Genomic DNA, 19,169 nt, shown 5'->3' with positions numbered 1-19,169 from the left:
TCGCGCAATTTTTCAGGGAGGAGGATTGTCATGAGTAAATTCACGCTAAGTCGACGAACGCTGCTTGCCGGCGCGTCCGGCACGCTGATCGCATCTCGCGCCTGGGCCCAGCAACCTGCGGAAGTGAGGGTCGGCCTGCTGGTGCCGATCTCCGGCATGTACGCCCGCCCGGGCACGGTGATGCGTCATGGCGCCGAGATGGCGGTCGAGCACATCAACGCGCAAGGCGGCATCAAGGCGCTCGGCGGCGCCAAGCTGAAGCTCGTGGTGCTCGATTCCGGCGACTCCACCGAGAAGGCCAAGAACGCAGCCCAGCGCATGGTCGCGCAGGAGAGCGATCTGGTCGCGGCGAGCGGCGCCTACCTGTCGTCGTTCACGCTCGCGGTGACCGAGGTCACCGAACGTGCCAACCTGCCCGTCCTCACCCTCTCCTATTCCGACCTGATCACCGATCGCGGCTTCAAATACGTGTTCCAGACCTCGGCCACGGCAGGATCGCAGGCCCGTCAGGCCTTGCCGCAGATCATCAAGCTGGCGGAGACGGCGTCCGGCAAGCGACCGAAGACGGTCGCGATCCTCACCGACAACACGGCCGCGTCGATCGCCTCGGCGAAATCGATGCGCGAAGGCCTGCTGGCGGAAAACCAGCTGCAGCTGATAGTCGACGAGACGTTCACGCCGCCGCTGGCGGATGCGACATCGCTGGTGCAGAAGATCCGTTCGGCAAAGCCCGACCTGCTCTTCTTCCTCCCGACGGTGATCTCGGACGCAAAACTCCTGCTCGAAAAGATGAACGAGTTCGGCCTCGGTCAAGGCAAGATTCCCACGATCTCGTTCGGCATCGCCATCGCCGAGCCGGACATGCTGCAGACCGTGAGCCCCGAACTGCTCCAGGGGGTCCTGACCTGCGTTGCGAGCTGGGGCGCCAAAGGCCACGAGGCGCTGATCGCGGAATTGAAGACCCGCTACAAGGAGCCCTGGATGACGCAGAACGCGATCTCCACCTATGGCGACATGTGGGTGATCAAGGACGCGCTGGAGAAAGCCGGCAAGGCGGACCGCGTCGCCGTCGGCGAAGCCCTGCGCACCATGGATGCAGGTCCTTCGAAATATTACCCGCTCGGCGAGATCAAGTTCGACGAGAAGGGCCGCCGCGTCGGCGCCGGCATGACCATCGTGCAGTGGCAATCCGGCGTGCCGGTGACGGTGTTCCCGCCCGAGCTCGCGCTGGCAAAGCCATTCTGGCCCAAGAGCTAAGGTAAGAGCTGAGCTGAGAGCTGATACCGCCCGAAGGAGAAACGGAGAACAGAATGGACAAGGCGACCTACGACCGCGGTCTCGAAATTCGCAAGAGCGTGCTCGGCAACGAGTTCGTCGATGAGGCGATCGCATCCGCGGACGACTTCAACCGGCCGATGCAGGACCTCACCACGGAGTATTGCTGGGGCTACGTCTGGGGCCGCGAAGGCCTGACGCGGAAGACCCGCAGCTTCCTCAATCTGGCGATGCTCTGCGCGCTCAACCGGCCGCACGAGCTCAAGACCCACGTCCGCGGCGCGCTCGCCAACGGCGCAACCCGCGAGGAGATCCGCGAGGTCTTCATGCAGGTCGCGATCTATTGCGGCGTGCCCGCGGGCGTAGACGCGTTCCGGAACGCGAAGGAAGTCTTCGCCGAGCTCGACAAGAAGTAACGGAGCGCAGCTGCGATGAAGGACAATTGGGCGCTCGTGACCGGTGCGACGGCAGGCCTTGGCCTCGCCGTGGCCGAGGGCCTGGCCGGCGCGGGCGCCAATATTGTCCTTCATGATCTCGTTGCTCCGAAGCAGGCCGCGGACGATCTCCGCACCCGCTTCGGCGTCGAGGTCATCCCCGCCGCGGCCGACCTGGCCCGGCGGGACGCCATCGACACCATGATGGCCGACCTACTCGACCGCTGCGGCGCCATCGATATTCTCGTCAACAACGCGGTTGTCAGGCATTTCGCTGCGATCGAGCAGTTCCCGCCGGAGCGCTGGGACGAGGCGCTGGCCGTCAATCTGTCGGCGCCGTTTCACCTGATCCGGCTCGCTCTGCCGGCAATGAAGCAGCGTGGCTGGGGCCGGATCATCAACATGGGCTCGATCTATTCGAGCCGCGCGGTCGAGGACCGCATCGACTACGTCACCACCAAGACGGCGATCGCAGGCATGACCCGCGCCGTCGCCATCGAAACGGCGCGCAGCGGCATCACCTGCAACATGCTCTGCCCCGGCACGCTGCCAACGCCAGCGATCCTGAACAAGATCGCGGGGATGGCGGAGACCAGCGGCCGTCCCGTCGCCGAGGTGACGCGCGACTATCTCGGCGAACGCCAGCCGACGCACCGCTTCATCGACATGGGCGCAGTTGCGGCCATGGTCGTCTTTCTCTGCGGCCCCGCCGCAAACGACATCACCGGCGCCAGCCTGCCAATCGACGGCGGCTGGTCGGTCGCATGAGCACCGGAATGGGAGTTTCGCGATGACCGAACAATCGAGCCAAACCGTCGTGCTGACCGGTGCCGCCGGCGGCATGGGTCGCGCCATTACCGAGGCGCTGATCGACAGCGGCCGCCGCGTCGTGTTGGTCGACCGCGACGCCAGGGCGCTTCGGGAACTGGCGGCGACGGGGGGCGACAAGGTGTTTCCGATCGAGCTCGACATCAGCAATGCAAAGGCCGTCGATCGCCTGCCCGATGCCATTCCCGATCATTTCAGGCCGGTCGGCGTCCTCATCAACAATGCCGGCCACGACATCGGCGGCCGGACGCGCTTCGACATCGGTTCTGCCGACGACTGGTCCAGCATCATCCAGACCAATCTGATCGGCCTGATGCGCGTCACGCGCGCGATCCTCCCCGGCATGGTCCAGCGCGATGCCGGGCACATCGTCAATATCAGCTCCATCAACGCGGTACGGATCGTGCCCGACATGGCGGCCTACAGCGCCAGCAAGGCGGGCGTGCACATGTTCACCGAGACCCTGCGCGGCGAGCTGGCGGAGACCGCGATCCGGGTCACCGAGCTCCAGCCCGGCCTGACCCGCACCAACATCATCCTGACCCGCTACCGCGGCGATACGCAGAAGGAAAAGGACTATTTCGACCAGTTCAGGATGGCGCTCGATCCGGCCGATATCGCCCGGTCGATCGTCTTCGCGCTTGACCAGCCCGCCCACGTTCAAATTGCCGAAATGATGATTCTGCCTGTAAACCGGTACTGAGTTTTCCCGAACAGGACCCGGACATGGAAAGACGCCGCGACTTGCAATCGACACTCCGCATCGAGGACGTCCCGACCGTCCGGGCGATGGTGGCGCAGAAGCTGCGTGAGGCGATCATGTCGGGAACGCTGAAGCCGGGCCAACGGCTGGTCGAGCGCGAGCTCTGCGAGATGATGGGCGTCAGCCGCCCCTCGATCCGCGAAGCGCTGCGTGCGCTCGAGGCCGACGGGCTCGTCAATATGGTGCCACACCGCGGCCCCGTGGTGTCCACCATCAGCCTCGAAGAAGCCCGGCAGCTCTACGCAGCGCGCGCCGTCCTCGAAGGCTTCGCCGGCCGCGAATGCGCCAGGCTTCACGACCCCGAGGTGGCCCGCCGGATCGGCGACGCCCTGACGCGGCTCAAGGCGGCCGCGGCCAAGCAAGACCTCATCGGATGCCTCGAAGCCAAGACCGAATTCTACGCGGCGCTGATCGGCGGCTGCCGCAATGCGTTCATCCAGCGCATGCTCAAGCCGCTGCACGACCGCATCCAGCTGTTGCGGATCACATCGATGTCGCAGCCGAAGCGCATCAACAAGAGCCTGCGCGAAGTCACCGCGATCTGGCGTGCGATCCAGGCCGGCGATGCGGACCTCGCCGAGCGCTGCTGCGTGGACCACATCAATGCGGCTGCGGTGGCCGCGCTCGACATGATCGAAAAATCGTCGGCGGCCAAGGAGGCGGCGCCTTCCGACGACTAGAACAATGCCGCCAGGGAGTGTTCGATGCCGTATCTCGTACGATCGCTAATCCTGCTTTTCCTGCTCTCTCCCAGCGGCACGGCCATCGCGGATGAATATCCCTCACGCCCGGTCACGATCATCGTGCCGTTCTCGGCTGGCGGTCCCGGAGACGTGATCGCGAGGATTCTCGGCAGCGCAATGAGCGCGGCGCTGAAACAGTCCATTGTGATCGAGAATGCCGTTGGTGCCGGCGGCACGCTCGGCACCAACCGCGTCGCCAAAGCCGCTCCTGATGGCTACACGCTGCTGCTGATGCATGTCGGCCAGGCGACAGCGCCCGCGCTGTACGCAAAGCTGCCGTTCGACCCCGTCGGCGACTTCGCCCCGATCGGGCTCGTCACCGACGTCCCGATGATCCTGGTGGCCCGGCCGAACTTTCCGGCCAAGGACTTGAGCGAGATGATCGCACGCATCCGCAGCGAAGGCGGCAAGATGACCTTCGGCAATGTCGGACTGGGCTCTGCCTCACAGCTCTGCGGCCTGATGTTCATGAGCGCCACCGATACGAAGCTCACGCCGATCTACTACAAGGGTGGCGGGCCGGCGCTGAATGATGTGATCGCCGGGCATATCGACGTTTATTGTGATCCCGCGACCGGACCGACGCCATACATTCAGTCGAAGACGATCAGGGGTTACGCCATCACCAGCAAGACGCGTGTCGCGACCTTGCCCGACGTGCCGACCTCGGCCGAGGCTGGCGTTCCAGAATTTAACGTCACGACCTGGTACGGCCTGTACGCGCCGCGCGGCACGCCAAAGCCAGTCCTCGACCGACTTGTTGGTGCGTTGCAGAGCGCGCTGAGGGACCCCGTACTGATCAACCGCTTTGCCGAGCTCAGCATGGCTCCGGTCGAGCCCGAGCGTGCGACGCCGGATGCCCTCGAAGGCTTCTTGAAAGCCGAGATCGGCAAATGGGGAATGATCATCAAAGCGGCCGGTATCGACCCGCAGTAGACCGCCAGCGGCGGAGAGTCGCCCTGTCAGGCCGTGCTTCGACGCAGGCAGGAGGACCGCATTTCGCGCCTTCTGTGCTCCGTGAAGCGTATCCCATCAGTTTGGTGAGAAAATCGTATGATTGGTAGCGGGGAAGCGACTAGAACCCCGACGCCGGCCTTTTGTTTTTCTCACTGCAGCTCACTTTACATCTTGGGATTGACCGACGCTGAGCCCTGCTCGTGAGACTTTGCCGAGCCTGCGCACCGCCTCCGCTCTCCCCTCGTCAGCGCTTTCCGAACGCCGCGCGCAGGTCCAACGAACGACTACCTTGCGCTTGCCTCCGATGGATTTTTCTTGATCTCCCGGTGCACACGTTGTGCACACAATGCCTTCTAACCATTTGAAACACCTGAGCTCTCGCTCCAGTCCATCATGGCAAGTTTGATCTAGCATCAGCAGTCGATGGCCGATTGGAGCCATTGAGAGAAAGAATCGTCCATTTGGCAAGCTCTTCCGGCGTGAAGCCCGCCAGTTGAAGACCGAACGCCAGGGCCATGGTGAAGCAGCCTGCATGTGCGGCGGCGATCAGCTCTTTCGGATTGGTGCTTTTCGGATCATCGTTCAATTTCCTTTCTGTAACGCTCGCCACATCAGGTTTTCAGGAGAGCGGGATCGATCGGTAACTGTCGCAAGCGTTTGCCGGTCGCGGCAAAGACGGCATTTGCAATAGCAGGAACAATTCCGGACGTTCCGGCCTCACCCATGCCTCCGGGCGGCTCCGTGCTGCTCACGAGGTGGACCTCGATCGCGGGAGCTTCGTTGATACGCAACATCTGATAGGTGTCGAAATTTCCCTGCTCGACGCGCCCATTGTTCAGCGTGATTTCGCCGTAGAGCGCGGCGGTTACGCCGAACATGACCCCGCTCTGGATCTGAGCTTCGACGGTGTCGGGATTGATGACGGTGCCGCAATCCATCGCGCAAACCACGCGGTGAACCCGGACGGAGCCGTCCTTGGCGACTTCCACCTCGGCAACCTGAACGAGTAGGCTGCCGAACGCCTTCTGCAATGAAACACCTCGGCCCCATCGTTGCGGCAATGGCGTGCCCCAGCCGGATTTTTCTGCAGCCAGATCGAGCACGGCGCGCGTCTTCGGATTATGCGCGAGCAGGTCGCGGCGATAGGCCAGTGGATCCCGCTTCGCAGCGGCGGCGAGTTCGTCGACGAAGCTTTCGGTGACGAAGACGTTGTGCGAGGGGCCGACGCTCCGCCAAAATCCCGTCTGAATACCTGGAGGTTCGACCCTTGCATATTCGACGTGAACGTTGGGGATCGCGTAGCTCAGGTCGATAGCCCCGTCCACCGAGTCCGGGTCGATGCCGTCCTTGAAGCCCGGCGGCAGCCATCGTGCGACCACGGACGAGCCGGCGAAGCGATTGATCCACGCCAGCGGCCTTCCATCGCGATCCAGACCGGCCTCGATCCGGTCCACCCAGCTTGGCCGATACAAATCGTGCTGGATGTCCTCCTCGCGCGTCCAGATCAATTTGACCGGCCCATCGACCTGCATCGCAACCTGAACCGCACGCACCGCGCCGTCCGTCTCCAGGCGGCGCCCGAAGCCTCCGCCGATGAGGTGGTTGTGAACGGTGACCTTCTCGAGCGGCACGCCGGCCGTCTTGGCAGCGGCCGCCTGTACACGGGCGATCGCCTGGGTGCCGAGCCAGAGCTCACAGACGCCGTCGTGAACATGAGCGGTGCAGTTCATCGGCTCCATGGTGGCATGGGCGAGGAACGGCAGGCGGTAGCTTGCGGTCACGCGGACTGCCGCACTTGCCATAGCCTTTTCGGCGCCACCAACGTCCTGCGCGACGGCGCCGCGGCCCTGGACGGCCTGTTCGAGCTGCCGATAGACCTCCTCGCTGGTCAAGGCCGCATGCGAGCCATCGTCCCATTCGATCTTGAGTGCGTCGAGGCCCTTCTCCGCTGCCCCCATGTGGTCGGCAACGACGGCAACGGCATCATCGAGCCGGACGATCTGACGCACACCCTTGATGGCCTTGGCCGCGGTGTCGTCCACCCGTTTGACGCGGCCGCCGGGAACGGGCGACTGGGCAAGCGTCGCGATCTTCAGGCCCGACGGGCGGGCGTCGATGCCGAAGAGGGCCGTGCCGTTGACCTTGCCTGGCAAATCAAGCCGCTTGGCAGACGTACCGATCAGCGTGAACCGATCCGGCGTCTTGAGCGAAATGGCTTTCGGCGGCGTCAACCGCGCCGCGTCGCCAACCAGCTCGCCATAGGAGAGAGTCTTGCCGCTGGCGTGGATGACCTTGCCTGCCTTGGCGTGGCAGGACGAGGCGTCGACGCCCCAGCGCTTCGCCGCCGCTTCGATCAGCATGAGGCGCGCAGCCGCGCCGGCCTCGCGCAGCGGCTTCCAGGCGCCGCGCATGGCGTTCGAATTACCGGTCGCCTGAACGCCGAGCAGCGGATTGTAGTAGAGCTTTTCGTCGGGCGGCGCATGTTCGAGCCGGATCTGTCCCAGCTCGACCTCGAGCTCCTCGGCGATCAGCATCGGAATCGAGGTGTAGGTGCCTTGCCCCATTTCAACATAGGGCATGATCAGCGTGACCTGCCCGTCCCTGCTGACGCGAATGAAGGCATTGGGAGAGAAGGTCTCGGCCGCCGCGGCGGCGCTACCGTCGACGGGAAGGCTGAACCCAAGAACCAGACTGCCCCCGGCGGCCGCGCTATTGACGAGGAACTGGCGGCGGGACAAGCGGGACGATGACGCGCTGAATGTTTTGACCATGATCAGCCTCGCTTGCCCTGCGCCTGCGACGCCGCCTTGATGGCGTTGCGGATCCGAACATAGGTGCCGCAGCGGCAGATATTTCCGCTCATGGCATCGTCGATCTCGGCGTCGCTGGGTTTCGACTTCTCGTTCAGAAGCGCCGCAGCCGACATGATCTGGCCGGATTGACAATAGCCGCATTGCGGAACCTGGTGGTCGAGCCAGGCTTTCTGAATGTGCTCCCCGCTCGGGGTCGCGGCAATCGCCTCAATGGTGGTGATCCTGGACTCCCCGATGCTGTCGATGCTGGTGATGCAGGAGCGGACCGCGCTGCCGTCGAGGTGCACGGTACAGGCGCCGCACAACGCCATGCCGCATCCGAACTTCGTGCCGGTCATGCCCAGCACATCACGGAGCACCCACAGGAGAGGGGTATCGCCGTCGACGTCGACGCTCCGTTTCGTGCCGTTGATCTCGATTGTGAAGGCCATCATTCATCTCCATGGTTGGCTCGTGCCGCGGGACTGACGGTCCTGCCCGCACGCGTGAAAAAATTAGGCGCGGTCACGGTCCGGCGCCGTCTCCTGCGAGGCCTGCTCGACTAGCCGCGCGGGCTCGTCATAGCCACTGCGGCTGCTGTAGAAGACCAGCGCCATCAGCCCGGCGCCGACGACCAGCGAAAATCCAACGCCGATTGCCAGCGTGACGTAGCCGACGCCGGGGACATCCGTGTCAGGCGCCGACTCCCAGCCGAGCCAGGCCATGGCAGCTGCCGCGATCAGAAGCGCGCCGAGAACTCCCAGGAGCACGTAGCCCCCGGCACTCAGCGAGCGCAGGCTCGATGCGGTCTCGCGCGTCAATTGCCGAAGGGCTCCCATGGCAGACTCGATCATTGCTTCTCCTCCGCGTGGTTTCGACCGCGCCTGCAAGTCCGACCCGGCTACCTCGCCATCATGACGGTTCAGGCAGGGCGGCACAGGCCAACGAAGGGTCATCCAGACGACAAGAGAGCATGGGCCTCCCACACCAAAGTTCAGGAAGACAACGCAGCCGCCACGGCACCACCCTTTCCCCTCTCTGGCTTTGATGCTGCCATTTCAATCCGTCCGACCTGATCCCGGAGATCGCCGGTGGTCGCAAGCGCCGTTCAGCAAAGGAAATCAAAATGTCTGCCGATCATGCTCACCCAGCTCGTGATCCCTATGCAGATCCCCGCAGTCCGTTGCTGCCGAAGGCCGATATGCGGCTCGACGCGGCCAGGGCGGCGCTCGTCGTGATCGATCCGCAGATCGACGCCCTGAGTCCGAAGGGCGGCGCTTGGGCGGCGGTCGGCGAAAGCGTCACCGAGCATAACGTGGTGCCCAATCTGGTACGGCTGTTTGCCGCCGCCAAGCACGCGGGCATCATGGTGGCGGTGTCGCCGCATTATTACTATGGCTGGGATCACCGCTGGAAAGTGCATGGTCCGCTCGAGGTGTTCCAGGCCGAGGCCGGCGTGTTCAATCGAAGCGGGCCCTACACGCTGGACGGATTTCGCGAGTCGGGCGCCGATTTCATGCCGGAGTTCAAGCCCTATATCGAGGACGGCAAGACCGTGATCTGCTCGCCGCACAAGCTCTACGGCCCACAGGCCAACGATCTCACGCTGCAGCTCCGCAAGCAGCGCGTCGACCAGGTCATCCTCGCCGGCATGCTCGCCAACATGTGCGTCGAATCCCATCTGCGCGACCTGCTTGAAAACGGCTTTGAAGTCGCGGTGGTCAGGGACGCGGTGGCCGCGCCGAAGATTCCGGAAGGCGATGGCTATCAGGCGGCGATCATCAACTTCCGCTACATCGCGAACGGCCTTTGGACCACGGAGCAAGCCGTCCAGTTCCTGACGGGGACCGGCAGCTGAAATCACACGGGATCAGCCCGGTCGCGGCGGCGCCGGGCTGATCATTCGTTGGGCTTCAGGACAGGAAACGATCGATCTCCGCCGTGAAATCGTCGGCGCATTGAAACAGGAAGGCGTGGCCCGCATCGGGATAGAGAACGAGCTTACCGTTCGCCACTTCCTGCGCGAGGACATAGGAGCGGTAGGCCGGGATCATCACATCGTGCTGACCGTTGGCGACCAGCACCGGGATTTTCAGTTCGGCCAATCTGTCGCGCACGCCCGACCAACTGCTGAAGGCCTTGATTTGATTGATGAACGACGGGCCCGTGACGGCAGGGCCGCGATTAGTGATCGCCTTGAGGCGCGCGTAATAGGCGCGGCCGGCCGCGCGCGCCGTGTCCGTTTCCGGGAAGAACAGAAACAAGAAGTCATCCTCCGTGTTCGTCGCATGCGTCATGACCTCCTGCACACGAGGATGCTGCTTCGGCCCATCGCCGATGCCGCCCGGGCTCGAACCGGCGACGATCAGGCGGCGGACAATGGTGGGATGATCGAGCGCGGTCTCCTGGGCCACAAGTCCGCCCAGCGACCAGCCGAGAACATCGACCTGCTCGAAGCCAAGCGCAGCTACGACCTCCGCGGCCACATCGGCCATGCCGGCAATCGTGGTCGGCACCTCGCCCTCGGAGCGGCCGATCCCGGCGCTGTCGAAGGTCACGACGGTCCGGCTACGAGCCAGCAGCGCGAGGAAGGCCGAGTCCCAATCGTCGAGCGTGCCGCGAAAGCGATTGGCCAGCAACAAGGGAACGCCCCCGGCGGGGCCCATGACGCGATAAGCGAGCCTGCCGGCCTTGGTCTGCAGGAATTTGATGTCGGACATGTTGTCATCTCCTCTGATGTCGCAAGCCGCGCAGCTCAGGCGAGCTTTATGTGCGACAGATCGATCGAGACGACCAAAGGTTCGGTCAGCGAGCGGCCATCCGGACCACGGGGGAAAATCCTGCGCGAGGTCGGAATCCTGAAGCCCTGTACATCCGCATAATCAAAGATGTAGTGCGCTCCCGGCGTATGCCCGGCGATCTCGACGTCGTAGTCGTGACGCTTCAGCAGGCCATGATCGTCGGCGTATAGGGTCTGCACCGTGCTGTGGGTCGCAACCTCGCGCGGGAACGTCACGCGCAGCCGCTGCCAGGTGGCTCCGCCCTCCTCCCAATCGGACAGGCGTTCCGACTGGACGCCGTCACGAGCCAGCAGGAACGGCAGGTTCAAATAGGTCCACATCGCGATGCCGGCGAAATAGGCGAGTTGCAGCTCGGACCACGGTGTCTCCAGCGTGTGACCGGCGAACGAAGCGCGCGGGTCCTTCAACTCCTCGAGAACACGGCCGTCGCGATCCGCCAGTTGCACCATGTCCGGCCGAAACGAAGAGATCTTGCCGTCGGGACCGAACGGCGCGTGCGAGGCCCACTCGTCCTGCAGTCCCACCGTGACCGATGTCTCGTCGAGCTTTCCCGGATGTCCCTTCAAGCCCCAAAGCGCACCTCCCTGCTGCAACTTGGCACTGAGGCTTTTGAACTTCCGCCATTTGGCAATGTCGCCATGGGCGTCGATGATCCGGGCTGCGAGCGGGTCCATGAGAATATCCTATGTTTGAGCAGGTTGACGTTGTCAGGCGGACAGAAACGTCTCGACGTGAGACGCAAAGATCTGCGGATATTGGAAGATCGCGCCATGCGCGGAGTCCGGATAGACGATCAGCGTGGCCTCGCTCATCTGTTCGACCATGGTGAACGCGTTCGTGACCGGAAACATGGTGTCGTCGCGGCCGTGGACGATCAAGCTCGGCCGACCAATGCGCTTCAGGAGCGAATGTGCTGCGCTCTTGTCGGCACACCAGTTGATGATGGCCTTGGCCTGCGCGGTCCTGACGTTCTCGCCGCTCTCGGGGGCGCGTTCCGTGGTTCGGGCTGTTGCGCGAGCGACGAAGGCGCGGCCAGCCGCCTGGCTCGCCTCAGAAGGCGTGAAGAACAGCGGCAGGCGCACCTCCGGGGCCTGTTTCGCGAAGGCTTCCGTCACGACCGCGAGCAGATGCTCCTCGCCGCCTTGTGGCGCGCTGCCGGCCAACACGATACGGCGCACCGGCAGCTTGCCGCGGGCGGCCATCAGCTGCGCCAGGAAGCCCCCGAGCGAGAAGCCCAGCAGATCGACTTCGCCGAGATCGAGCGCCTCGATGAAAGCCTCGGCATCGATCGTCATCTGCGCGACGTTGTCCGGCGTTTTCCCGCCCGACAGACCGACACCGGCATTGTCGAAGATGACGACGGTGCGATGGCGTGCCAAGGCGTTGACAACGGCCGGATCCCACGAATCCATCGTTCCGGTGAAGTGCTGCATGAAAATCAGCGGCCGCGTGCCGGGTACGCCGAGCCTGCGGTAGGCGTATTTCACGCCATCGCTCGCGACGACATAGCGATTTGGAGCTGACTCGAATTGCGTGCTCATAATCATTCCTTTCGGCCTCGCCACCGGACTGCGGAGAGGATTCCTGAACCCGGTGTGGAAGCCGCTACTTGCCAGACTTCGCGCCGCCCTGGGATCATACCGAGTTGTGGGTTTGTCCGACTTCAGGATGAGGTCAATCAGGACCGACATCGTCGTGATCGACAACATCTACCTTGGTGTGCGTCCACCAGCCCTAAGCACCGCATCCGCAATCCTTGGTGTGTCTCGCAGTCGAGCGCGAACTGGCGAATGCTCGCAGTCATCAGCGGAGGGTACGGGCGATGACGAGCCGGCGGCAATTTGTTCAATGGACGACCACATTGGCCATCGCAGTCGCGACATCTGCCAGCGCAGCCCAGGACAAGGAGAGCGGAATGACCGCCATGACCAGACTGCCCAGCGTTCATGCGTTTGCGGACACAGTCACCCGCCTGACGACGGCGTTGCAGGCCAAGGGCTTCACTATCTTCGCCACAATCGATCAGCAGAAGGCAGCACGATCGGTCGGCCTCGACATGCCGCCGACGGTGCTTCTGATCTACGGCAATCCCAAGGGTGGAACGCCCTTGATGCTCGCCGCGCCGGACTTCGCGCTGGAGCTGCCGCTGAAGGTGCTGGTGCGCGAAGACGCCGGCAAAGTGCTGGTGGTGTTCACGCCGGCCAGCGCGCTCGAGGGCCGGCACGGTCTGCCGGCCGGCCTCGCCGCCAGGCTCGGCGGCGCCGAAGCTGTCATCGCTGCCGCGATCGGCGCCGGATCGAACTGATCAAAGCAGGTCTGTCGAAAGGGACTCGAACATGAGATCACCCGCGCAAAACGGCGGACGCCGGTTGACGCGCCGCGGCCTGCTCGGCGGCGCAGCCGGCCTGGCCGGGGCTGCTGCAGGCGGTTCGGTCAAGGCCGACAGTCTTCTGGACGTACCGCCCCGCGGACCGGGCGCGCCGCTGTCGGCGACCAGCGAAAGATCCAGATACGTCCATCTGGCACGTACTCCCGAATCCACCCCGGGCATGCGCCCCGTTGACCCGAGCGTCGCGATCAACTCGAAGGCGCCGATCGACAAGCTGGTCGGATCGATCACGCCGACTGATCTGCATTATGAGCGCAGCCATTCCGGTGTCCCCGACATCGATCCCGCCCAGCACCGGCTGCTCGTCCACGGCATGGTAAAGCAGCAGCTGGTGTTCAGCATGGACGACCTCCGCGCGATGCCGACCCTGTCACGCGTCGCGTTCCTGGAATGCACCGGAAACGGGTGGGAGAACTGGAAGACCGCGTCGCCCGACGTCACCGTGCAGAACACGCACGGTCTGATCAGCACCAATGAATGGACCGGCGTTCCCTTGTCCTACGTGATCGACCTGATCGGCGTCGACCCGCGCTCGACCTGGATGCTGGCGGAAGGCGGCGACGGATCGGCCGTGGCGCGCAGCATTCCGCTGACCGACGAAATCATCGCGGAGGGTATCCTGGCCTACGGCCAGAACGGTGAGCCGTTGCGGCCTGCTCATGGATTTCCGCTGCGGCTGTTTCTTCCCGGCTTCGAAGGCAACCTCAACATCAAATGGTTGCGGCGGCTGAAATTCGGCGATCGTCCCTTCATGACGCGCTGGGAGACTGCGCGTTATACCCAGCTGCAGGCCGATGGCCATGCCCGACAATTCCAACTCCGCCAGGACGTCAATTCGGTGATCACGAGCCCCTCGGGCATGATGCAGATCCGGCCGGGCTACAACCGCATCACGGGACTCGCTTGGAGCGGACATGGCCGTATCGACCGTGTCGAGATCAGTACCGATGGCGCAAAATCCTGGCGCGAGGCGCAGCTTGCCGGGCCCAAGCTACCGAAGGCCCAAACCCGCTTCCAGGCCGATTGGGTCTGGGACGGCAAGCCCACCAAAATCGTGAGCCGCTCCACCGACGACAAGAAGCAGGTGCAGCCGGACCGCGCGGCGTTCATCGCCAGGACCGGGACCAATGCGCTCTTTCACTACAACGCGCAGCAGACCTGGGCGATCGACCAGGACGGAAAGGTGCGCAATGTCCTTCAATAGTACGCTGGCCTTCGGCATTGCCGCCCTGCTCTGCTGCAGCGACTCCGCTACCGCCGCCGAGTTCGGCCGGCCGGCCACCGCCGAGGAGATCAAGGCGTGGAACATCGACGTCGCGCCGGACGGCACCGGTCTGCCGGACGGCCAGGGCGACGTCGCCCGCGGGCGGCAGGTGTTCGAGGACAACTGCTCGGCCTGCCACGGCGCCAAAGGCGAAGGCGGATTCGCCGATCGCCTGGCCGGCGGTCGCGGCAGCCTGGCGACCGATCATCCGGTCAAGACCGTCGGCAGCTTCTGGCCATACGCGACGACATTGTTCGATTACGTGCGTCGCGCGATGCCCTATCCGGCTCCGCAGACCCTCAGCGACGACGACACCTATGCCGTCGTCGCCTATATCCTGAACCTCAACGACATCGTGCCGGCCGACGCGGTCCTCGATCGCAGCAGCCTGCCGCGCGTGAAGATGCCGAACCGCGACGGATTGGTTCCAGACAGGGAATTCTCCGTCATCACCAATTCCAGACAGCATCAGGGACGAAAGCCATGACGACAGCTCGCGCCGACTTGAACCGCCGAACGACGCTCGGTCTGCTCGGACAGGTCGCGTTGCTGGCGGGCACCGCAGGCACCGCCTCCGCAGCATCGCCGGTCCGAGACGAGCGAGCAACCAGCCGCGAGCTCGAGACGCTGCAGCGACGGTTGGCGCTGGCGCCGCGACGACGTGACTTCAAGACCGTGCCATTTATGGTGACGCGCAAGGACCAGTGGGATCACGAGGCTGCCGAGCTGGTGCTCGCCTATCGCAATCGATCGCTTCAGGTCTGGGAAGCCACCGACATCGGCGCTCCCTGGCTCAACTTGATGCGGGAAGCGCTGAACGGGCAGGTGTTCGCCCATGGCAACCCGGGCTTCCTCGCCGTCGCCGCGGTCCACGGCTCGGCGCATCTGTCGCTGTTCAGCCAGCCCGTCTGGGACAAGCACAAGCTTGCTTCGCTGACGGGCGGCGCGGCCGGTGCGAACACCTATGTGGCCGCCAAGGCAGGGGCGTCGGCCTCCGATGATGTGCAGGATGTCGCCGGCTATTACGGTCCCGGCAACAACAACATCGCGACGCTTCAGCAACGCGGCATGGTTTTCGTCGCCTGCCATGATTCCATTCATGCGATAGCACGCGGGCTTTGCCATGCCGGCCACGGTGAGGCTTGCAGCCCTGACGAAGTCGCCGCCGATCTCACCAACCATCTGGTCCCTGGCGTGATCCTGGTGCCTAGCGTCGTGGCTTTCCTGGTCGAACTCCAGCGCGCTGGCTTCACCTACGCGAAGGCGGGCTGAGGCGGAGCGCCTCCAGCCGGCACAGCATGGCCGATCACGTCGCCGTCTTAGGAGCTGACGCAGCGACCACGGGCGGCAAAATCTTTCCCGCCACGAGCACCCACAGCGTGCGCAGCATCAGGGCCGCCATGATCAGATTCACGGCACCGAATACGATCGGCGCCATCGTCGCCGCAGGCCCGGTGTCGCCGCGCAGCACCATCCGCAGCAACGAGCCGGCAAGAGCCGTCAGGCCGAACGTGAAGCCCCAATACCCGGCAGAGACCGGCTGCTCCAGAATCCATGGCAGCAACCGAACCAACAGCAGCAACTGAAGCAGGCCGTAGCCGATCAGCGCATAGACCACCATGTCCGGCGGCCCCTCGCTCACGCTGAGATAAGCCAACGCACCGACCGTCGCGGGCGCAAGCTGAATGCCCAACGCAGGACGAATGCCGGGCGCCAGCGGTTCCAACGTGTAGAGCCGGTGCAGCAAAACCGACTCGACGGCGAGCCAGGAGAACAGCCCGGAGCCAAACGCGAGCTTGCCCCAGTCAGGGAAGCCAAGGGCTCCGGCGCCGATCGCTGTCACGAACGAGCCTGCGACTGTCGGGAGGTACAACACCGGCGTCGAAGCGGCCGGATCGCAGCCGCCGCGCCACAAATGTCCGGTCCGCCACAGCGCAAAACCAAGCGTGAAAACCAGGCCGACGAAGTAGATGCAGAGCGCGGCAATATGATGATAGGGCTGCACCGCGACCCCCACCAGCATGGTGGAGACCCCAGCCAAGCCGACATAGCAGCATTGGACCGGATGCAGCGCTTCCGCCCGGGCCGCCTCCGCGGACACGATCCACTTCAACACAAAGAACAGCAGAACCGCAGCCCAGATCAGGATCCCAAGGGCCATCAGCCCTTCGCCGATCGCGCTCGGTAACGTCCATAGCTGATGCGCAACGCGCCAAGTGCTGCCAAGACCAATCACGCCGAGAACGATGCCGAAGAACGACGCCGGCACGAGCGGCAGCCGGGCAACAAGCGAACTCATGAGACCATCCAATTTCCAGCAGGCCGCAGCGCGCGGGCAGCGATCGAGCTTACGCCGCGCGCCCAAGGGGATTAAACTCGTACGACGGTATACCTCTTCGTGCCGGGAGAGCCGCGGAACCAGGACGGCGATCCGGTCTGCGTCCTATTGATTTGCCGCTTCCGCCAGCAGCCAATCCCGGAAGGCCATCACGGGCGCGTTGCCTGCGAGCGCTGGCGGATAGACCACGTAGTGCGAGATCGGAAGGCGATAGCTGTGTTCCGACAACCGGACCAGCCTGCCGCCGAGCAGATCGGCTTTTGCGACCGATCGGCGCGCCAGCGCCAATCCGTGTCCGGCAATGGCGGCTTCAAGCAGCAGATTCGCGTCCGTGAAAGAATTGCCCACGAGCTTGCGATCGACCTGGACGCCGACCGATCTGAACCACGTCGACCAGGGCACGTTTGGGTCAATCAACAGCCTCTCGGTCCCGAAAGCTGCAGGGTCTTTTGGAAGACGCCCGTCGTTGTAGTGCGGACTGCAGACTGGGAACACCTCCTCGTCCATCAGCCGGATCGCGGTCAGATCCTTCCAGCTTCCGCCACCGAGGCGAAGGGCAATGTCGATCCGATCCGACTTGAAATTCGACAAGTGCCGATCGGATCGGACGTTGATCTGGATATGAGGATAGATCTCGTTGAATCCGGGCAGGCGCGGGAGGAGCCATCGCGCCGCCATGACCGGTAGCAGACTGACCGTCACTTCGGCTCCTGGACCGGACGCCGACAGCGACGTGATCGCCGCCGTCAATTCGGTCAGTGACCGGGTGACACGGCCATGAAGGCGACGGCCTGCTGCTGTCAGCTCCATTCGGTGCCCGCTGCGCTCGAACAGTGCGATGCCGATGTGCTGCTCAAGCTGTCGGATCCGCTGGCTGACCGCGCCATGGGTAATGTGCAGCTCGTCGGCGGCCCTGGAATAGCTGCGATGCCTTCCGGCTACTTCGAGAACGCGTAAAGCTTCAAGCGGGGGCAGACGGGCCATTGGCGATTGTTAGTTTTTCTAACAATTCATGTCAATTCATATGGTTGGCCATGTCTGTGGGCGCATGGTCTGGTCGCGGTTCACCGTCGGAGTCGCGCCTGTGAATGCTCATGCAACGATCCGCTCGACAACCGCTCAGGATGGACGAACGCCGCCTGCATCGCGGGCCGACGTGCTGCTGGCGCATCCGGTCGCGTGGACCATCGTGCGTCTTGCGATTCCCAATTCGGCGGTGATGCTCGTCCAAGTGCTGATAGGTTTGCTTGAAGTGTATTTCGTCTCCAGGCTCGGGCTGGAAGCTCTGGCGGGCGTCTCTCTCGTATTTCCGCTGCTGGCCCTGACGGTCGCGGTGTCGCAAGGCGCCACGGGTGGCGGCATCGTGACGTCCGTCGCGCGGGCGCTGGGGCGCGGCGATGCGGCCGAGGCCAACACCTATCCTTGGTATGCGTTGCTGTTGGCTGTCCCACTCGGAATCGCGACCACCGTCGTGATGTGGATCGCAGGTCCGGCGATCTATCGCGCAATGGGCGGCCACGGAACAACGCTGCAAATCGCTATGCAGTACTCAGGCGTCGTCTTCGGCGGCGCGACCCTTATCTGGACGTTCAATCTGCTGATGGCCGCAGTGCGGGGTACCGGAAATCTTCGCCTCCCGGTCGTGGTGGTCTGCTCCGGGGCGGCGCTGCTCGTTCCGCTCTCGCCTCTGCTGATCTTCGGCGGTTTGGGCATGCCTGCATTGGGGCCGATCGGCGGGGGCGTCGCCCTGCTGATCAATTATGGTCTCGGCTCGCTCGCTTATGCGTCGTATCTTTGGGGGCACCTCGGCGTGTTGCAGCCGTCGCGGTCCCCACCTCGGCTGGCGCTCGCTCCCGCCATCACGATCCTGAAGATCGGCGGCATCTCCGCGATCATCGCTGCCAGCACCAACGTAACCCTCACTCTGGTCACGGCCTATGTCGGCGCCCATGGCCTTGAAGCGCTGGCGGGCTATGGCACGGCCTCCCGGCTGGAATTTCTGCTGGTCCCGATCTCATATGGAATCGGCGGCCCCGTCGGAATGATCGTCAGCGCGAGCCTCGGCGCCGGGCTTGTCGAGCGCGCGCGACAGGCGGCTTGGACCGGCGCCGCGATCGGCGGCGCGCTGACTGGCACGATCGGCCTCGCGGGCGCGCTGTTCGCGCCGATTTGGATCGAGCTCTTCAACAACGACCCGGCGGCCGTCCAAGCCGGCGTGCAATACCTTCACGATGTGGGGCCCTTCTACGGGTTCTTCGGCCTCGGCTTTGTGCTGTATTGCGTCGGCCAAGCGACCCGCCGACAGATGGCCTCGCTGCTCGGGGCACTCACGCGAGCCGCCATTGCCGCCGCTGGCGGCTATCTGTTGCTGCGCTTGCATGCCAGCTTAGATCTGAACTTTTTCGCCGTCTCTGCCGGCATGATGATCTTCGGCCTCATCCCGCTGTGGAGCCTGTTTCGCCGCATGGGTTTTGAGGATGTTACGGTGACTGTAAACAAGCAGTCCCTTCAGCCGGCACGCTAATTGCTGCAAACAACCCAGGTCTGCGACGAGGGCCAAGGCCGGCTGTCGTCTTGCACCTGGC

The 19,169-nt window shown here is 64.1% G+C and carries 20 protein-coding genes and 1 pseudogene; 12 read left to right on the top strand and 9 right to left on the bottom strand.

Annotated features, from left to right (window positions below; genetic code table 11):
• Positions 1 to 30: 30 nt before the first annotated feature.
• The 6 genes from GA0061099_RS13745 to GA0061099_RS13720 are packed head-to-tail and all read left to right on the top strand — an operon-like array spanning position 31 to position 4,979.
• Positions 31 to 1,257: an ABC transporter substrate-binding protein gene (locus GA0061099_RS13745; RefSeq protein ID WP_074447768.1), complete on the top strand. Its 1,227-nt coding sequence runs from the start codon at positions 31 to 33 to the stop codon at positions 1,255 to 1,257.
• A 53-nt stretch (positions 1,258 to 1,310) separates the two neighbouring features.
• On the top strand, positions 1,311 to 1,691 hold the full coding sequence (locus GA0061099_RS13740; protein WP_024341829.1) for a carboxymuconolactone decarboxylase family protein: 381 nt from the start codon (positions 1,311 to 1,313) through the stop codon (positions 1,689 to 1,691).
• Positions 1,692 to 1,706: 15 nt separating this feature from the next.
• On the top strand, positions 1,707 to 2,477 hold the full coding sequence (locus GA0061099_RS13735; RefSeq protein WP_024341830.1) for an SDR family oxidoreductase: 771 nt from the start codon (positions 1,707 to 1,709) through the stop codon (positions 2,475 to 2,477).
• Between the two features lie 22 nt (positions 2,478 to 2,499).
• The gene (locus GA0061099_RS13730) at positions 2,500 to 3,240 is read left to right on the top strand and encodes an SDR family oxidoreductase (protein WP_074447767.1); all 741 of its coding nucleotides are present in this window, start codon (positions 2,500 to 2,502) and stop codon (positions 3,238 to 3,240) included.
• A gap of 23 nt (positions 3,241 to 3,263) precedes the next feature.
• Complete coding sequence (locus tag GA0061099_RS13725; protein WP_074447766.1) at positions 3,264 to 3,980, top strand: GntR family transcriptional regulator; 717 nt, start codon at positions 3,264 to 3,266, stop codon at positions 3,978 to 3,980.
• 24 nt (positions 3,981 to 4,004) lie between these two features.
• Positions 4,005 to 4,979 carry a tripartite tricarboxylate transporter substrate-binding protein gene (locus GA0061099_RS13720; protein WP_074447765.1) on the top strand — a complete coding sequence of 325 codons (975 nt, stop codon included), beginning with the start codon at positions 4,005 to 4,007 and terminating at the stop codon, positions 4,977 to 4,979.
• 463 nt (positions 4,980 to 5,442) lie between these two features.
• Here the strand turns inward: GA0061099_RS13720 and GA0061099_RS42070 are convergent.
• From GA0061099_RS42070 to GA0061099_RS13700, 4 genes and pseudogenes are all read right to left on the bottom strand, one after another.
• Positions 5,443 to 5,580 (bottom strand): annotated as a pseudogene (locus GA0061099_RS42070) (OsmC family protein); the annotation flags it as partial.
• A gap of 31 nt (positions 5,581 to 5,611) precedes the next feature.
• On the bottom strand, positions 5,612 to 7,771 hold the full coding sequence (locus tag GA0061099_RS13710; RefSeq protein ID WP_074447764.1) for a xanthine dehydrogenase family protein molybdopterin-binding subunit: 2,160 nt from the start codon (positions 7,769 to 7,771) through the stop codon (positions 5,612 to 5,614).
• A gap of 2 nt (positions 7,772 to 7,773) precedes the next feature.
• Entirely contained in the window at positions 7,774 to 8,244 is a 471-nt protein-coding gene (locus GA0061099_RS13705; protein WP_074447922.1) for a (2Fe-2S)-binding protein, read from the bottom strand.
• A gap of 63 nt (positions 8,245 to 8,307) precedes the next feature.
• Entirely contained in the window at positions 8,308 to 8,646 is a 339-nt protein-coding gene (locus tag GA0061099_RS13700; protein ID WP_244620975.1) for a hypothetical protein, read from the bottom strand.
• Between the two features lie 272 nt (positions 8,647 to 8,918).
• Here GA0061099_RS13700 and GA0061099_RS13695 point away from each other — a divergent pair, with 272 nt between their 5' ends.
• Positions 8,919 to 9,650 carry an isochorismatase family protein gene (locus tag GA0061099_RS13695; protein WP_074447763.1) on the top strand — a complete coding sequence of 244 codons (732 nt, stop codon included), beginning with the start codon at positions 8,919 to 8,921 and terminating at the stop codon, positions 9,648 to 9,650.
• 55 nt (positions 9,651 to 9,705) lie between these two features.
• Here the strand turns inward: GA0061099_RS13695 and GA0061099_RS13690 are convergent, their stop codons facing one another.
• Genes GA0061099_RS13690 through GA0061099_RS13680 form a run of 3 tightly spaced genes read right to left on the bottom strand, consistent with a single transcriptional unit; the run spans position 9,706 to position 12,134 of the window.
• Positions 9,706 to 10,512 (bottom strand): alpha/beta fold hydrolase, encoded by an 807-nt coding sequence (locus GA0061099_RS13690; protein WP_074447762.1) that lies wholly within the window; start codon positions 10,510 to 10,512, stop codon positions 9,706 to 9,708.
• 35 nt (positions 10,513 to 10,547) lie between these two features.
• Entirely contained in the window at positions 10,548 to 11,267 is a 720-nt protein-coding gene (locus tag GA0061099_RS13685; RefSeq protein ID WP_074447761.1) for a hypothetical protein, read from the bottom strand.
• 33 nt (positions 11,268 to 11,300) lie between these two features.
• Positions 11,301 to 12,134, bottom strand: coding sequence for an alpha/beta fold hydrolase (locus GA0061099_RS13680; protein ID WP_074447920.1), 834 nt, complete (start codon positions 12,132 to 12,134; stop codon positions 11,301 to 11,303).
• 374 nt (positions 12,135 to 12,508) lie between these two features.
• On the opposite strand from GA0061099_RS13680, the gene GA0061099_RS13675 reads away from it, so the two are divergent.
• The 4 genes from GA0061099_RS13675 to tetH are packed head-to-tail and all read left to right on the top strand — an operon-like array spanning position 12,509 to position 15,518.
• Complete coding sequence (locus GA0061099_RS13675) at positions 12,509 to 12,898, top strand: DUF302 domain-containing protein (RefSeq protein WP_083235122.1); 390 nt, start codon at positions 12,509 to 12,511, stop codon at positions 12,896 to 12,898.
• Positions 12,899 to 12,929: 31 nt separating this feature from the next.
• Positions 12,930 to 14,186: a sulfite dehydrogenase gene (gene soxC, locus GA0061099_RS13670; protein ID WP_074447759.1), complete on the top strand. Its 1,257-nt coding sequence runs from the start codon at positions 12,930 to 12,932 to the stop codon at positions 14,184 to 14,186.
• Positions 14,173 to 14,733, top strand: coding sequence for a c-type cytochrome (locus GA0061099_RS13665; protein WP_074447758.1), 561 nt, complete (start codon positions 14,173 to 14,175; stop codon positions 14,731 to 14,733). Before soxC ends, GA0061099_RS13665 begins: the two co-directional genes overlap by 14 nt.
• A complete protein-coding gene (tetH, locus tag GA0061099_RS13660) occupies positions 14,730 to 15,518 on the top strand; it encodes a thiosulfate dehydrogenase (protein WP_074447757.1) in 789 nt (262 codons plus the stop codon). The genes GA0061099_RS13665 and tetH overlap by 4 nt, the downstream gene beginning before the upstream one ends.
• A 34-nt stretch (positions 15,519 to 15,552) precedes the next feature.
• On the opposite strand, the gene tehA is transcribed toward tetH, so the two are convergent.
• Together tehA and GA0061099_RS13650 are read right to left on the bottom strand one after the other, a co-directional pair.
• The gene (gene tehA, locus GA0061099_RS13655) at positions 15,553 to 16,545 is read right to left on the bottom strand and encodes a dicarboxylate transporter/tellurite-resistance protein TehA (protein WP_083235103.1); all 993 of its coding nucleotides are present in this window, start codon (positions 16,543 to 16,545) and stop codon (positions 15,553 to 15,555) included.
• A gap of 144 nt (positions 16,546 to 16,689) precedes the next feature.
• Positions 16,690 to 17,568, bottom strand: a complete 879-nt coding sequence (locus GA0061099_RS13650) for a LysR substrate-binding domain-containing protein (RefSeq protein ID WP_074447756.1) — start codon at positions 17,566 to 17,568, stop codon at positions 16,690 to 16,692.
• A gap of 172 nt (positions 17,569 to 17,740) precedes the next feature.
• Between GA0061099_RS13650 and GA0061099_RS13645 the strand changes: the two genes are divergently transcribed.
• Positions 17,741 to 19,108, top strand: coding sequence for an MATE family efflux transporter (locus tag GA0061099_RS13645; RefSeq protein WP_158644871.1), 1,368 nt, complete (start codon positions 17,741 to 17,743; stop codon positions 19,106 to 19,108).
• The last annotated feature ends 61 nt before the right edge of the window (positions 19,109 to 19,169 follow it).

Source organism: Bradyrhizobium yuanmingense (assembly GCF_900094575.1).
GTDB classification, from domain to species: Bacteria; Pseudomonadota; Alphaproteobacteria; order Rhizobiales; family Xanthobacteraceae; genus Bradyrhizobium; species Bradyrhizobium yuanmingense.
The sequence above is the reverse complement of the archived record's forward strand: the minus strand, read 5'-3'. Positions and strand labels throughout refer to the sequence as shown.

What these genes read in the sequence shown, in the direction of transcription:
- GA0061099_RS13745 (WP_074447768.1), top strand. Translation starts at nt 31, where the DNA reads ATGAGTAAATTCACGCTAAGTCGACGAACGCTGCTTGCCGGCGCGTCC.
- GA0061099_RS13740 (WP_024341829.1), top strand. Translation starts at nt 1,311, where the DNA reads ATGGACAAGGCGACCTACGACCGCGGTCTCGAAATTCGCAAGAGCGTG.
- GA0061099_RS13735 (WP_024341830.1), top strand. Translation starts at nt 1,707, where the DNA reads ATGAAGGACAATTGGGCGCTCGTGACCGGTGCGACGGCAGGCCTTGGC.
- GA0061099_RS13730 (WP_074447767.1), top strand. Translation starts at nt 2,500, where the DNA reads ATGACCGAACAATCGAGCCAAACCGTCGTGCTGACCGGTGCCGCCGGC.
- GA0061099_RS13725 (WP_074447766.1), top strand. Translation starts at nt 3,264, where the DNA reads ATGGAAAGACGCCGCGACTTGCAATCGACACTCCGCATCGAGGACGTC.
- GA0061099_RS13720 (WP_074447765.1), top strand. Translation starts at nt 4,005, where the DNA reads ATGCCGTATCTCGTACGATCGCTAATCCTGCTTTTCCTGCTCTCTCCC.
- GA0061099_RS13710 (WP_074447764.1), bottom strand. Translation starts at nt 7,771, where the DNA reads ATGGTCAAAACATTCAGCGCGTCATCGTCCCGCTTGTCCCGCCGCCAG.
- GA0061099_RS13705 (WP_074447922.1), bottom strand. Translation starts at nt 8,244, where the DNA reads ATGGCCTTCACAATCGAGATCAACGGCACGAAACGGAGCGTCGACGTC.
- GA0061099_RS13700 (WP_244620975.1), bottom strand. Translation starts at nt 8,646, where the DNA reads ATGATCGAGTCTGCCATGGGAGCCCTTCGGCAATTGACGCGCGAGACC.
- GA0061099_RS13695 (WP_074447763.1), top strand. Translation starts at nt 8,919, where the DNA reads ATGTCTGCCGATCATGCTCACCCAGCTCGTGATCCCTATGCAGATCCC.
- GA0061099_RS13690 (WP_074447762.1), bottom strand. Translation starts at nt 10,512, where the DNA reads ATGTCCGACATCAAATTCCTGCAGACCAAGGCCGGCAGGCTCGCTTAT.
- GA0061099_RS13685 (WP_074447761.1), bottom strand. Translation starts at nt 11,267, where the DNA reads ATGGACCCGCTCGCAGCCCGGATCATCGACGCCCATGGCGACATTGCC.
- GA0061099_RS13680 (WP_074447920.1), bottom strand. Translation starts at nt 12,134, where the DNA reads ATGAGCACGCAATTCGAGTCAGCTCCAAATCGCTATGTCGTCGCGAGC.
- GA0061099_RS13675 (WP_083235122.1), top strand. Translation starts at nt 12,509, where the DNA reads ATGACCGCCATGACCAGACTGCCCAGCGTTCATGCGTTTGCGGACACA.
- soxC (WP_074447759.1), top strand. Translation starts at nt 12,930, where the DNA reads ATGAGATCACCCGCGCAAAACGGCGGACGCCGGTTGACGCGCCGCGGC.
- GA0061099_RS13665 (WP_074447758.1), top strand. Translation starts at nt 14,173, where the DNA reads ATGTCCTTCAATAGTACGCTGGCCTTCGGCATTGCCGCCCTGCTCTGC.
- tetH (WP_074447757.1), top strand. Translation starts at nt 14,730, where the DNA reads ATGACGACAGCTCGCGCCGACTTGAACCGCCGAACGACGCTCGGTCTG.
- tehA (WP_083235103.1), bottom strand. Translation starts at nt 16,545, where the DNA reads ATGAGTTCGCTTGTTGCCCGGCTGCCGCTCGTGCCGGCGTCGTTCTTC.
- GA0061099_RS13650 (WP_074447756.1), bottom strand. Translation starts at nt 17,568, where the DNA reads ATGGCCCGTCTGCCCCCGCTTGAAGCTTTACGCGTTCTCGAAGTAGCC.